Source organism: Oceanicola sp. D3, assembly GCF_006351965.1.
Lineage (GTDB): Bacteria > Pseudomonadota > Alphaproteobacteria > Rhodobacterales > Rhodobacteraceae > Vannielia.
This window is the reverse complement of record NZ_CP040932.1, coordinates 3,883,387-3,896,841: the sequence shown is the minus strand read 5'-3', so window position 1 is coordinate 3,896,841 and position 13,455 is coordinate 3,883,387. Positions and strand designations below refer to the sequence as shown.

At 56.0% G+C, this 13,455-nt stretch carries 12 protein-coding genes and 2 tRNA genes; 5 read left to right on the top strand and 9 right to left on the bottom strand.

Annotation, left to right across the window (positions count from 1 at the left end; translation table 11 throughout):
* Window positions 1–78: 78 nt before the first annotated feature.
* The 4 genes from FHY55_RS19595 (at window position 79) to FHY55_RS19580 (ending at window position 2,936) form a co-directional block, all read left to right on the top strand.
* Entirely contained in the window at window positions 79–1,101 is a 1,023-nt protein-coding gene (locus tag FHY55_RS19595) for a Gfo/Idh/MocA family oxidoreductase (protein ID WP_140015793.1), read from the top strand.
* On the top strand, window positions 1,098–2,057 hold the full coding sequence (locus tag FHY55_RS19590; RefSeq protein ID WP_140015792.1) for a sugar phosphate isomerase/epimerase: 960 nt from the start codon (window positions 1,098–1,100) through the stop codon (window positions 2,055–2,057). Before FHY55_RS19595 ends, FHY55_RS19590 begins: the two co-directional genes overlap by 4 nt.
* A gap of 272 nt (window positions 2,058–2,329) precedes the next feature.
* A complete protein-coding gene (locus FHY55_RS19585; RefSeq protein WP_140015791.1) occupies window positions 2,330–2,563 on the top strand; it encodes a hypothetical protein in 234 nt (77 codons plus the stop codon).
* Between the two features lie 305 nt (window positions 2,564–2,868).
* Window positions 2,869–2,936: transfer RNA gene (locus FHY55_RS19580), tRNA-Phe, on the top strand.
* Between the two features lie 342 nt (window positions 2,937–3,278).
* On the opposite strand, the gene FHY55_RS19575 is transcribed toward FHY55_RS19580, so the two are convergent.
* The 9 genes from FHY55_RS19575 to FHY55_RS19535 all read right to left on the bottom strand — a co-directional run bounded on the left by FHY55_RS19575 (window position 3,279) and on the right by FHY55_RS19535 (window position 11,485).
* Window positions 3,279–4,475: a lipopolysaccharide biosynthesis protein gene (locus tag FHY55_RS19575; RefSeq protein ID WP_140015790.1), complete on the bottom strand. Its 1,197-nt coding sequence runs from the start codon at window positions 4,473–4,475 to the stop codon at window positions 3,279–3,281.
* A gap of 340 nt (window positions 4,476–4,815) precedes the next feature.
* Window positions 4,816–5,499, bottom strand: coding sequence for a sulfotransferase family 2 domain-containing protein (locus FHY55_RS19570; protein WP_140015789.1), 684 nt, complete (start codon window positions 5,497–5,499; stop codon window positions 4,816–4,818).
* Window positions 5,493–6,686, bottom strand: coding sequence for a hypothetical protein (locus tag FHY55_RS19565; protein WP_140015788.1), 1,194 nt, complete (start codon window positions 6,684–6,686; stop codon window positions 5,493–5,495). The genes FHY55_RS19570 and FHY55_RS19565 overlap by 7 nt, the downstream gene beginning before the upstream one ends.
* A gap of 97 nt (window positions 6,687–6,783) precedes the next feature.
* Entirely contained in the window at window positions 6,784–7,716 is a 933-nt protein-coding gene (locus FHY55_RS19560) for a sulfotransferase (protein WP_140015787.1), read from the bottom strand.
* A complete protein-coding gene (locus tag FHY55_RS19555) occupies window positions 7,713–8,741 on the bottom strand; it encodes a glycosyltransferase family 2 protein (protein ID WP_140015786.1) in 1,029 nt (342 codons plus the stop codon). Before FHY55_RS19555 ends, FHY55_RS19560 begins: the two co-directional genes overlap by 4 nt.
* Window positions 8,742–8,750: 9 nt before the next feature.
* Window positions 8,751–9,914 (bottom strand): glycosyltransferase family 4 protein, encoded by a 1,164-nt coding sequence (locus tag FHY55_RS19550; protein ID WP_140015785.1) that lies wholly within the window; start codon window positions 9,912–9,914, stop codon window positions 8,751–8,753.
* Window positions 9,915–10,254: 340 nt separating this feature from the next.
* Window positions 10,255–10,329: transfer RNA gene (locus tag FHY55_RS19545), tRNA-Phe, on the bottom strand.
* A 152-nt stretch (window positions 10,330–10,481) separates the two neighbouring features.
* A complete protein-coding gene (locus FHY55_RS19540; RefSeq protein ID WP_140015784.1) occupies window positions 10,482–10,856 on the bottom strand; it encodes a hypothetical protein in 375 nt (124 codons plus the stop codon).
* Window positions 10,853–11,485, bottom strand: a complete 633-nt coding sequence (locus FHY55_RS19535) for an SOS response-associated peptidase (RefSeq protein WP_254695375.1) — start codon at window positions 11,483–11,485, stop codon at window positions 10,853–10,855. The genes FHY55_RS19540 and FHY55_RS19535 overlap by 4 nt, the downstream gene beginning before the upstream one ends.
* 149 nt (window positions 11,486–11,634) lie before the next feature.
* Between FHY55_RS19535 and FHY55_RS19530 the strand changes: the two genes are divergently transcribed.
* The gene (locus FHY55_RS19530; protein WP_140015782.1) at window positions 11,635–13,449 is read left to right on the top strand and encodes a hypothetical protein; all 1,815 of its coding nucleotides are present in this window, start codon (window positions 11,635–11,637) and stop codon (window positions 13,447–13,449) included.
* Window positions 13,450–13,455 lie beyond the last annotated feature (6 nt).

Here is a 13,455-nt window from a genome sequence, read left to right as displayed (position 1 = left end):
CTCCAACGGGGCACTGATAACTGAAATGAACCGAAGCCGGCGGGCCCCATGCCCGACCGAACGGATGGAGACTGTCGGATGATCCGATTGGCAATCATTGGCGCGGGCCTGATGGGGGAAGACCATGCTCGTATCGCAGCCCGGGATCTTCCGGGGGCGCAGGTGCAGGTCATCTGCGATATGGACCGGTCTCGCGCGCAATCCGTTGCCGACGCGACCGGCGCGGCAGACATCTCAAGCGAGCCCGAGGCCGTGGTGAGCCGTTCGGATGTGGATGCCGTAATCGTGGCCTCGCCGGACTTTACCCACGCGCCGCTCTCGAAGGCCTGCATCGCGGCGGGCAAGCCCGTGCTGTGCGAAAAGCCCCTGTCGCAATCCTCGGCAGAATGTCTCGAAGTCATCGAAGCGGAGCAGAACAGTGGAAAGCAGCATGTGATGCTGGGCTTCATGCGCCGCTACGACCAGTCTTACATCGAGATGCGTCAGGCGCTGAGTGATGGCGCACTGGGGCGCGCGCTGATGATGCACAACTTTCACCGCAACGTGGAGACGCCCGCGGCGGATTTCACCGGGGCGATGGCCATCACCAATTCTGCGCCGCATGAGTTTGACGTTGTCCGCCACGTGCTCGGCACCGAGTTTGTCAGCGTAACGGCCCATCAGCCGCGCCGCTCTGACGCCCGCGTTGCCCCGGTGGTGATGGTTCTTGAAACCGCAGACGGTCAGCTGGTGACCATCGAGATCAATAACAACGCCGCCTACGGCTATGACGTGCGCGCCGAACTTGTGGGCGAGGCTGGCTCAATTGCCATGAACAACGTGGCCTACACGCGGACAGATATGAAACTGGCCTCCAGCACCCGCTATGACGCGGATTGGCGGGGCCGGTATCACGAAGCCTATGTGCGGCAGAACCGGGATTTCCTCCGCTTTGTTGAAACCGGGGCCTTCCCCGCAATCGCATCGGACTGTTGGGACGGGTATTGCGCGGCGATCGTCGCCGAGGCCGGGGCCAAGGCGCTGGCAACCGGCCAGAAGCAGCCTGTCACCCTGATACCGAAGCCAGAATTTTACGCGGCCAGAAAGGGAGTTGCGGCATGAAACTTGGATTTGTGTCCGACAGCCTCGGCGGCATGGGGTTTGAAGAGATGCTGGATCACGCCGCCCGCATGGGCGTGTCGGGGATCGAGGTGAATACCTGCGGCTGGTCCACCGCGCCGCATTGCCGGATGGATGACCTTCTGGGCAATCCGGAGGCTCAGGCGGCCTTTCAACGTGCGTTCGAAGACCGCGGCCTTGAAATCATCTCGCTCAACGCGAATGGCAATCCGCTTCATCCAACCGACCCCAAGCAGGGCGAGGATTTGAAGAAGACCCTGCGCCTTGCCGGTGAGATGGGGATCAAGACCGTTTGCACCATGTCCGGCCTGCCTGCGGGCAATGCCACCGACACGATGCCCAACTGGGTTGTCTCTTCATGGCCGCCGGAAACGCAGGATATTCTGCGCTACCAATGGGACGAAAAGCTGATCCCGTTCTGGACCGAGATCGCGCGCCTCGCTGCCGAGAACGGCGTTGAGCGGATCGCGCTCGAACTCCACGGCAACCAATGCGTCTATAACGTGCCCTCGCTGCATAAGCTGCGCGCGGCGGTTGGCCCCGTGATCGGGGCAAACCTCGACCCCTCGCATCTGTTCTGGATGGGGGCCGACCCGCTGGTTGCAGCCGAGGCATTGGGGGACGCGATCTATCACGTGCACGCCAAGGATACGCTGCTCAACGCGCCGGTTCAGGCCACCACGAGCCTGCTGGAGAACGGCTCGCTCATGGATATCCCGGCGCGCAGCTGGTCCTACATCACGCTTGGCTTTGGCCACGGCGAGGAATGGTGGCGGCAGTTCTGCTACCGGCTGAAGATGGCGGGCTACGATGGCTGGCTTTCGATCGAGCATGAGGATGTGCTGCTGAACTCGCTTGAAGGCCTTGAAAAATCGGTCGCTCTGCTGCAGGGCGTGATGCCCGGCAGGCCCGCAGACTACAAGCCGCAGGATATCTGACAGGGCGTTTCAGTTTGCGCTCTGTGGGGAGGTGGTGTGGCACGGCAACGTACTGCACCGGCGTGCCGGGCGCTGCGGTTACATTAGTGCGCGTGCCGTCCGGCGGGCAGATCGACGCCGCCCACCGTAACCGGTTCCTTCGCCCTGCGTCGCCACGCCACCACCGAAGACGCGTAGCGCAAACCCTCTTCCACGGCGTTCTTGGCCTGTGCCGGATCTTTTGCGATCGCCTGCCATTGCTCGGGACGCGTGTAAGCCGCTGCATCGGCCGATTGGAAGAGCGCAAGCTCGTGACAAAGGGCGAACTCCACGCGAACGGGCGCAGTCGTGGATGGTGGCTGACACAGGAAGGCCGGGCACTTCACGGCGAAGTGCTCCGTGAAGCGCTGGAGCGCCAGCGCATCCTCCTCGACGGCTACAGCAAGGAGGAGATCGAGCAGTTTACCGGGATGCTGCGGCGCTTTCTGGCCAACCTCAACGTTCTGACTGGCAAGACCGGCGCGTGAAGCTGCGCCATGCGCGGCATGCCTGAGCCCCCCGAGGCGTCAAGGCCCCTTGCCGGCGTCACGCCTCGACGATGCGCTCGGCAGGCCGGCAGGCGCGCAGGCCAAGCCGGGCAACCAAGCCCATCACATCGGCAGGAGAGCGAAGCCCAACCCACCGAGTTCGTCAGCCTCCTCGCCTGAAACCTTTGCCGCCCGTGCACCCCCAGACCCGACCACCCGATCGCCGCGCAAGAATCTGCAACTATCCCCCTGACTGACCGTGGAACCGCGCCTCCCCAAGCAGCGGCACGCCGCTCCCCGTGCCCGGGCAGCTCAGGGGGAGAGCAGTGGATTGAAGATCCTCGCGTCGGTGGTTCGATTCCGCCCCGACCCAGTGCATCGCGCAGCGATGTGCGTCGTTCGGGCGCTGTTGGGGGTGCCGTCTTCAACTATTGTCGTGAAGGGAGACTTGGTAGCGGGGGACCGTCTTGAGTTTCTGCCCCCACTGAGGTTGGCGGCGTTTGGGGTGTAGGTATTAGGGGAAATCGGTCTTGGGGTTACCGGAGGAATAGAACTCGATCTAGCGGGTTGGCTTTTCCCGTAAGTATCTCAACATATTGACTTTATGAGGCCTGAATGGGCGGTGGCTCTACCAGCCTTGAGCGCGTCGGTGAGTTGCGTGCGCCTCAGGGTAAACCTGTAGAAATATCCTGCCCGGGCCAATGCCGGGCTGGATTCAGGCGGGGCTTTTAGGAGGGAAGATGAAGGACAGCACGCTGGGATCGACCCCAAGATGGCGCCGACAGTAAACTAGACTCCAGAGGTTCCAGGAAATGGATGTCAGCGCCACCGAAAGAGCGGCGCCAAGGGTGCCTCCGAACCAGCAAAACACGGGCAGGGTCAACAGAGAGATCCCATTGCAAACCACAAAAATGCGCGCGATGGCTTTTTCGTGGCCGGACATGCCCAAAAGGACCCCACTGGATCCGTTCAGCCCGTTGACGGCAAAGCCAAAGGCCATGATGACCAGCGGTAGATAGGCTTGGGAAAACCCCGCGCCGAAAATGCGCAGAATCTCACTGCCCCAAATGAGCAATGTGAAGAAACCGGCGCACGCGGTTATGCCCGCCAGCAAAGATGTAAAGCGGCAAATTTCTTGGACTGCTTCTAGATCTTCTTCAGAAACAGCTTTTGAGATCAAGGGCGACGCAATAATATTGGCCGCCAAAAGAGCCAGGCTCATCACTTGAGCCGTTTTGAGCGCGGCGAATAACGGGCCCGTATCTTCCTTGCCAATCATCACTCCAATAATGATCACTGACAGTGTGGGGCCCACAAAATTCAGAGTCGACGTAAGCCAGAAATAGCGGGACATTATTGACCAGTCCGCATGACGGGAGCTTTGGAACATCGTAGACAACCAGTGCCCGGGCCATCTGCCGCAAAAGAACAGCTGAACAACGCAAAGGCACCACAGCGCAGCCGCTGAGACTGAGAGCGCTTGAGTGGCGGTTGGAGTTGCCCAACTCAAGTGCAAAACCGCAAGGCAATACAGGATAATCAGTAAACGCCAGGCTATGTCGCGCGGCGCAATCGCCAGTGCTAGTCTTCCTTTGACTCGCAGCACCGACGATAAAAACTCGGTCAGCGCCAGGGCCGCCGCAAGCGCTATGGAGGGAAACAGCGAACCATCCACCGACCAAGTAAAAACAAACTGCGACAGAAAAAGTCCCGCCGAAGTCATAACAAAGACAAGCGACATCCTGTGAACAGAGAAAATGATGAGGTGCGGGACTTGTCTGCTGTCTTTCAACATGTGCATGGTTGGCAAAACGCGAAGAATAAGCTGCTGCTGTCCTGCAAGAACAACCACACCCATGAGGCTCGAGATACTGAAGACAAAGCTAAAACTTCCAAACTCGGAAAATGTCATTGCCCGAGCCAGTACCACAAACATGGCGTAGGATAGTACGGCACCTGAACACTTCAGCACAAAAGCTGTAAGCGCACCGCTTAAAAGCCTTCTGACAAGAGGCGGCATGTTCACTAGCAAAGTCTCCAACAGGGAAAACTAAATTTCAGTCTGCGCGGACTGTCTGGTTGCCTTGTTGTCTTGCTGCCTGATGGAAATTTCGTTTTCCCGAGTCGGGAACAACCCGGCGACCCGCAAAAGTGCGTGGTCACTAATGAAATTCGAGGGAGCAGGACACGCCTTCCTCCTGACATCCAGAACCGCCCAGAATTCTCACTTTCGTCCAGATTCAGGGGAGTATTCACGCTTTCAAGTCTTCAGCGTTTCCGAATTCATAGCGAAATCGGGTTAGATCGCTTTGGTATTTCTGCCGGACCAGTTCAATGTCCTTGGGCTTGTAGTAATCCAAGGGATCTTTCGCAACGCGCCGATTGTTGTGGGTGATGGAGTCACGCAATTCGACACCAATTCGTTGGAAAAGATCGGGCAATTTTTCTTTGATGTCTTCTAACTTGATGACCTCGTCCACGGCTGGGCGCCCATTAGCCCCTGCCTCCCAAGCATCAATGGACCAAGTGCCGTACTGACGCCATTTTTGATGCCTCCGGCCACCGCCACCGTGACCCTTTGTGTCAATTCCGCGAAGCCATCGGGAAAACGCAACCGGCTGAAAACCGAGGCGGCGCTTCATTTTTTCGACGCCATCTACTTCGATGATCATCTCATATAGAGAGACTAGCCTCCTATACGGATTTCGAACAAATGTGAACTTGAAATATGAATCAAAATTCAGCCCCCTTTCTCGAAATACTTTCTGGGTATCACGTGGTGACATGTGAGAGTAAAAGGGAGTTTCCCGACTACGGGTACGATATACTCCTACAGGCTCCTCATTGTACTCATTTAACATGTCACGTACGGATTCAGATCCAGTCTTTGGGTTGGAAAAAAAGATAAACTTCTTGCTGTGGGAAATGATCACCATATTCTCCCTAAGTTCAAACTTCCTGAGTTGGTTTTCATATCAGATACGCCGGGCGTTTGTTGATCCGGCCATCTTTTGGAACTGGCTGTGTTCTGTTGGCGGGCGACGCTCCACAGGGCGGCCGGCACAATTAGCACCAGCCAGTACTCGTAGAGACCCCGGTAGCCGGCCACAAAGACAGCGCTGAGGAAAAAGGACAGCAGCAGTACCTTCAGGTTCTTGGGAGCTGGAAAGCTGGTGCGCAACACCTGAGCCAGGAAATACAGGGAAAGCAAAATTTGCAGCAGCCCTAGGAGTCCCTCCTCGAAGACTCGCGAGATCAGGAAGGAATTTACACCGATAGCGTTGAGGTCGACGGCCAGCCCCAGTTCGCGGACGATCAGCAGATAGAGGACCGCAACCTCAGAGTTGTTGCCGAGACCAACCCCCATGATATTGCCTTCTAAGAAGTACCTGGCGGCGGCGACTACTGAGGCGTAGCGAATGTCTGCGCTGCGTCCTGCCGAGGCATTTGCCCCCAGCCGCTCAGCGTAGAAGGTGAGGACAAAGACCAAAATGACCAAGCCAATCACTAGCAGGATCAGCGCAAGCTTAAAGAGCGTGTTTGCGGTCAATCTGCGGCCCTCAACAAAGGCGTAGATGGCAACAACCGGGAAGATCACAAGCACCGAAGTTGACCGGGTGACGGCCATGTTAAATATGGCTAGGCATAACATCAGGAACGGCAACGGACTGATGACGACCCGCCCTTTAATTGAGACCGCCCTGGCTACCAGGATGATGATGAAAGGGATACTCATCGCGGCAAATAGCGATACTTCGGGAAGCAGAGCAAAGGCACGTCCGTATTGCGGGGGCAGGCTGAAGTTGAGATTGTTTCGAAAATCCAAGTTTTCGGCCCCGATCGCGAACTGTAAAAAGGCCAGAAGGTGGGACACATAACCACCAACCATGAACAGGGAAACGAAGGCTCGCTGCCCTGTTGGCGCCGACAGTGCGGCGGCGATCAATACCGAGAAAATATTCACGAAAACGAAGTAATAGGCAGCAACCGGGAGCGCCCCGTTATTTAGGGTTCCAAACACCCAAGAAAGGTTTGCTGTTAGAAGCACAATAAAGCTGCAGCGGTCAATTCTCGTGATGTACCAAATGGCGATCAGGCAACTTGCGCAGGTGATCAGGTCCAAGGGCTGCAGGAACACGCCACCGACCGGCAGCGCCAGGCCTGGCAGCCACAGGAAGGCCCCCGCGGCCCCGACAAACCATCCAAGAGGGCCGGAACGCCTAAGCCGCATGGTTCTTCATAGCCTCATAGGCCAGGGCCTGATGCTGCAGTGCGGCGCGCAAGGCGTCCTCATCTAGCTGGCTAATTAGGTCACCATCGGATTTCCTATAATAGACCCGGGAAAGCCTTTGTTTCACGGACTTGGGCACCTGGCGGCGCAGCAGAAGCAACAGGCCGGAGCTGTGAAGGTACTCATTCAGCCGATGGAACCGAGGCAGGGCGGTTCCGTTGGCAGCTTCAACCGAAATGTCAAAGGCGCTTTCAAGCCCGAGGAAGGCTGAGATCCTCTGCAGTATTCTCTGTGGGTGTGCGAACATATCTTCAGCGAAGACTATTAGAGCATTGTTGCCAAAAGCCCGAGTATAGCGGGCCACCGATTCCGTGACCTCGCTGGGGCGCAAGAGAAAGTGGCCCGGGATTTCTAGCTGACCACCTTGCTCCAGCTGTAGCTGCCGGGCGATCTGCGGAACGTTTCGGCCGATGCGGTGCTGCAGCAGGTAGTGGGACCGTGCGCGGGCGACCGGGTCGCGCAGTAAGATTACGATCTTGGCGTCTGGCGCCGTCGCGCGAATTTTGTCTGCAGCCTCCGGGCAATGCAGATATGTCGTGGAGGCATCTAAGCGCCAACGTGTATCCATCGCCTCAAACAGATAACTGTACTGTTCAGGCGTGCGGAATACGGCAAACTGCATCCGATAGTTTTTGCGGCGGGCGACATAATCTGCTGGGTCCACGTCATTGAGCTGATGCTCTCTGACGTATTCCTCGGAAAACTCGTGGTTGGAGAAGTAGTTTGGCTCCTTTATCGGGCTGCTCGAGATATCCGGGTGAGATTCGAGCCAAGCGCTGAGCTGAGTCGAACCGGAGCGCGGCGCCGCGACCAAGAACAGGTTTGCGATCTTCTGACCCGGGATCGCGGCAGGAGTGTTCATTTGGCGACTCCGGTCCGGGCGGATAGTAGGGTCCGGCAATGTGAAACTGCAAATTCCGCAGCGCCGAAACTGAAACCGGTGTGGGTTGCAATCGCCAGCAGGAAGGTGGTGAACCGCAGGTGCGGGGAGGAGAATCCAAACCGCCCGCAATCCCGCCAAGCCAGCAGCGCAACAGGTGCGAAATACGCCAGTGACAAGGTGAGAAACGCCGGCGAAACTATCAGGGTCAGAAATAGGACACCTAGCAGGAATGGAAGGACCAAAATCGGCAGCAACTGTCGCAATTTGGGTGTGACGGCGTGCTTTGCAAGATTTTTCAATCTGTAGAAGCCATTGCGCCGCATCTGCTTCCAAGTGCTGGCGATAGAATCTCTGGGTATGTAGCCGATCGAGTTGTCACCATCAAGATAGATCCTATACCCGGCCCTGGTCAGGCGATGGTCCAGTTCCGCATCCTCGTTGGCAATGAAGCTCTCGTCATAGCCGTTGACATCCAGAAAGGCCTCCAACCGAAACAAGGCGTGGTGGCCGTGATCGACCCATTGACTGGTAGAATGCGCCCGGTGTGCGGCACCACCATTTCCGAGCCAGCTGTTGAACAACACATGGGCGGCCTTTTGAACGTTGTTTCCCTCAACCGTATGCATCGGCACAACCACACTGTCGGCTCCATGGATCTCGGCCGTAGCGATCAGCGACTTCACAAAATTCATGGGATAGACACTGTGCGCGTCGATTCTGACTAGATAGGCTGGCTGCCTGTTTGCCCTGTCCCAGGCCATCTCAGCGGCCAAGTTTACAGCCGCCGCTTGGGTGCGTTGCGCATTCCGGACAATTTCCAAATTTGGATATCCTAGCATTTTCGCCGCCTCAACCGTGCCATCCAAGCTATCGCCGTCACAGACAATGACATCGTAGTCCTGAAATCCATCGTCGCGGGACAGCATCCCAATCGTCCGGGCGATGTGTTTTTCTTCGTTGTAAGTTGGCACGACAATCGTGACCCGTCTAAGTGTGGCTTTCATAGCAAGAACCTAAGCTGTCCGAAAGTGTCGAGCGTTCAGATCTGAACTGATTGCGTGAATCAACTCGGCGATTTCATTGTCAAATTGCACGGCACGGGCCAGAGCTCTGTTGTCTTTTTGTGCTTCTGACAAGCTCTGCAGCTCGTCCTCGGGCAGTTCCAAAAGCTGGGAGATATTGTTGACCGCTTCATCAAGGTCCGCATAACGCTGGCGAACGCCTTCGACTAATTCGGTGACGCCTCCTCCGTTGAACACGATCGGAATACAGCCCAGCATAAGCATCTCAGCGACCGCGATGCCGAAGTGTTCATTCCGATAGCAATGTAATCCGAACTGAGCCTTTGCAATCAATGCGGTTTTTTGCGGGTCGGAGGCGTCTGGATGAAGGTTGACTGCTGGGTGGCGTCTGCAGATTTGAGCCAGTTCTTGAGCATAGCGGGTGTTGGCGCGTCCTACGATATCCAACGTGCAATCATAGCCACGTTCACGTAGGCGGTCGATAATGGTGATGGCGTCTTCAAGCCGCTTATTGGGGACAATTCGACCCAAGCATATGAAAGAAAAACGGTTCTTTTTCTGTAAGGCGGTGTCCGCGTCCAAGTCGAGCTCGACGCGTGGGTAAAGGACGTGAGTGTTCCTTATCCCCCAAACCCTAGAGACAATCCCCCGGGTCCATTCTGAGTTTGTGACTGTGATGGTCTCCGGGTCGTCTGCGATGGAAGGTGCCGCGATCATCCGGCAGATCCAAGCGTAGATTTTTCTACCCAGCAGCGAGATTTTTTTGGTTCCGTCGACCCCGAGGTAAGAGAGCATCTCGGTTAGCGTAGAAAATAACGCCGGACAATGCATGATGCGTACGGTTTTACAGGCGGTTTTGGGGCCTTCGCCATAGGTGTATACCACCAGATCATGATCCATGCGAAGAACCCGCATATAGCGGCATACCGCTGCGTACTTTAGGAGGGAGAGGGATTTAAAGGGTGGAAAGGTTCGGAATAGCCGAAGAAAAGCTGAATCCTTGATTAGTCGATCATCTTGAAACAACCCGTTTACGTCGAGAATAGATGTTTCCCACCCATTTGCATCAAGAGCGCGCTTGAAGGCGTTCGCATAATCCTCTGCGCCGCCGCACTGTCGCAAATCGCTGTGGACCAACAAAGCTTTCATGATCATCTCTAAATCTGGAACATCAATTTCATACTCGACTCAACGGATCCGAAGCTACAGTGATCTCCGCTTGGCGTTGCGCTTATATCGTAAGCCCCTATTTTATCCACAAAAGAGTTTCCCTTGATCTTCTTCCCAGTCATTGCCAGCTCGCGAAACGCATATGGGCCGTGGTGTAGTAAAGGGCTGCGCTAGCGGCTTGGAACGGAATCCCAATCCAGTTCGCTGCAGTGCAGCAAACACTGTTTATCGCAGAGAGACAAGCCCAAGTTTACCACCTTTGCTTGTATCGGCGAGCGACCGCCACAAAGTCGTTCAAGATTCTACTGCCTAGACTTAGTGAGGATGGTGCCCGGGGGCGGAATCGAACCACCGACACGAGGATTTTCAATCCACTGCTCTACCCCTGAGCTACCCGGGCACGGGGAGCGGGACGCCGCCCCTCAGGGTGACGCGGTTCTACGGTCACTAAGTGGGGATGGCAAGAGGGGTTCTGTCAGAATCTTGTAGGCTGTCAAAGCGCCTTGAAGAACAGGTTTGAAGGGATGGCAATGGAGGGTAGTCGGCTCGCTATCAATCACCCAGCATGACATTCTTCCAGATCTTCACCTCGACCACTTTTTCCAGCTTTCTGATCGGAATTCTTCCATAGTCGCCGTGGGCGGGACGGTGCTGTCTCATTTCCACATATTCAGTCTGGCCGCAGCGCGAACATGGGAAGGGCGGTAAGTGCAGCGGGTGCTGGGGATCAACGATCTTCATCAGGTCAGACGGCGTGGAATAGATCGCGCGACGGCACAGGTTGCAACGGATCAACAGCAGCAGGCCATCCACAGCCGCATCCTTGCTCGAGCGGAAGGGCTTACTGGGGTGAGCGCGGATGGGTGGGCGACCTGCTGGCATGGCGGGAACATATGGAGAACACGCAACGCCCGTCCAGTCGTTCATTCAGGTTCTTCGCGCATCCCGATACCTTCGCCTATGACCTGCATCCGCTCCGCCGGGAATGCTTCCAACAGTTCAACCGCCTCGTCAGGATCGCCGTTCAACCACATCTCATAGTCATCGGGCGCGAGAACCAGCGGCATGCGGGTGTGATAGTGCGCTGCCAAGCTGTTCGGTGATGTCGTGACGATGGAAAAGACCATAGCGTCGATCTCTGTTTCGCCCAGGGTGCCGCGCTGATGTCGCCAGATCCCCGCAAAGGCAAATCCTGCCGCGTCTGCCACATTGAACCAGTGGTACATGGCCGGATTTCGCCCTATGGCCTCCGCATAGGCGGTGGCAGGGACCAGGCAGCGGCGGTTGACGAAGCTATCCTTCCACAAGGAGGCCGACCGGATCTTGTCATCTCGGGTGTTGTTCCATGCCTGGGGCTTGAGCCAGTTGCCCGTCTTCTTCGACTTGTTGGGCGTTAGGAATCCCCAGTGCGCCCGGATCAAAGACCGCTGCCCGTCACCGGACGTGACGATTGGCGCATCGTACTTTGGGTATATCGCTGGCAGGGCGGGCATATTGCCCAAGTCGGTTCGCGCGACCGGCACGTCGAACAACTGACGCATTGCCTCGTGAGGCATCTTATTGGAGTAGAGATTGCACATGGCGAGACCAATATCACGACGAGGCGTAGCTGAGAATGGCGGCTTCGAGCCCGAATTGACCGATGCTGCGTCGTGTGCGACGGTCAGATATCAATCATGATTTCAAATAAGTTCGTGAGGCCTTCATGGATTTTCTGACCGCTTTGGGAACTATTTCCAAGTCTGGGTTAGCGTTGCTGGCGACCATGGAGAGCAGTGCCGACCCTAGTAGGGTGGCAATCTTCGAAACCTATCGTGGCGTTATCTCTATGAATGCCCGAATGGGCGAGGCAGAGAAAGTTCTGCTGGCCGTCCATCAGGATGTTTCAAACATCCCTGCTACACTTCGTGAAGCTTTGCACGATCAGGAGGCACGCAAGGCCACTTCTGCGCTCCGGGCCGTAGCTGAGGGGCAACTGACCGCCTATGAGCGTTATATTGACAATATTGGCTCCGATGAACTCAGCCTCGACCGAGCACATGAAATATATTCGGAAGACCTTGAGAGAAGGTTTGATCGTCTGGAAGAGGCCATTATACAAGTCATCGACACAGCTCCCCTCGCGCTGGATGAAGTGTTGGCCGGAATCGCGATGGAAATCTACTTCCTGCGAAGGGAGGGCAACAGTTCCGAGGCCATTAAATCCACCATTGATGCTCGGTTCGAGCGCCTAAATGAGGCCGTTGAAAACAGTCTGAACCCGATGGTTGCCGAGGCAAACGCACAACTTATGTCGGCGAGATCAGCAGTAGAGGCTGATACCAATTTGAGCGATTGGACTGCTTCTGGACCCCTTGTTTTCTATCCCGCATCGTTCCGAATCTCGTGGTCTTCACAGGCTCTATTTGTTTCGTGTGTCCACGTAACCCAAACTGAGCTTGATGCTGATAGAGGTCTCTATCTCTTAGAAATGCTATCTCCCTTCCCTCTTTATGAAACGTTTTCCGCCACTCAGCAGGTGGGCGACTCAGTCGGTCAGCACTCCTTTGCTACCTGCGGCACAACGTTCTCTGCTAAAACTTCTGAGGGTGCTCGTGGATCACTTTATCCAGTTAGCACCTCTGTTGCGGTAGAAGGGCGACGCATTGACTTTGTTGAAACACATCCACAAGCCCCCGATGGGTTTGTTAGATTCAATGTAGTTCATGATGAAAGATCTAAGCGGGTCGCAAATCTGAACACTCTGCTAGAACAAGCCAATCTTGCAACGACTCGATATGCAATTCTTGTCGAATACCGCGACAACTTGCTGGCCGCGATGTCGGAAACGCAGAGGAATTTGGAACAATACGCCACGCTTGCAGTCACTGAAGAGCTTGACAAAAGCTTTCTTGCCGAAATCGAGCATCTAGGAACTGCACTCGGAGAGTCATCTCGGGATGGCCGCATTTTCGAGATCGGTCGCCAGGAAGCGGCACTAGAGGATGCCATTTTGCGGCGGCAACTGGTTGAGGCAGCGATGGCGGCGGATCGCCAAATCGCGGCTGGACAAGCCCGCTTCCAAGCCGAAATCGAAGCCTCTCAATCGAATGACAACGCTCTACTTCGGAACTTCCTGAAGCAAATTGGTCTGGGTGTTCGGGTCTTCAAAGCGGCAGAGACCGCGTATAAGCGGGTTCGCTCGTTCGAAGAGCAACTGGCAGGTGCATCGCCTGACGACCGCTACGACGTTGCAGCGGCCCGCGAGGCGCTCAGCAAACTGGAGAACCTTGGCATTCCTAGCGAACCTCCGACCAGCTCGGAACTGACAGCTCAAGAGGTCGCGGCACAACAGTTTCTCGAAGCGGCTTTCGCAGGAGACCTAGAGGTTCTCGCTGAAAAAGTGGCCGGTGCTGTTAGTCCTACTGAAGTGACAAAGGTAGTGCTGCGAGATGCGTCAAACGCTCCTGGCGAAATAATTGAGATGCGCGGCGTCGCCGAGCGTTATCTCCTCGCAATTATTGGAGCTCGAATGAATTGACTCGAC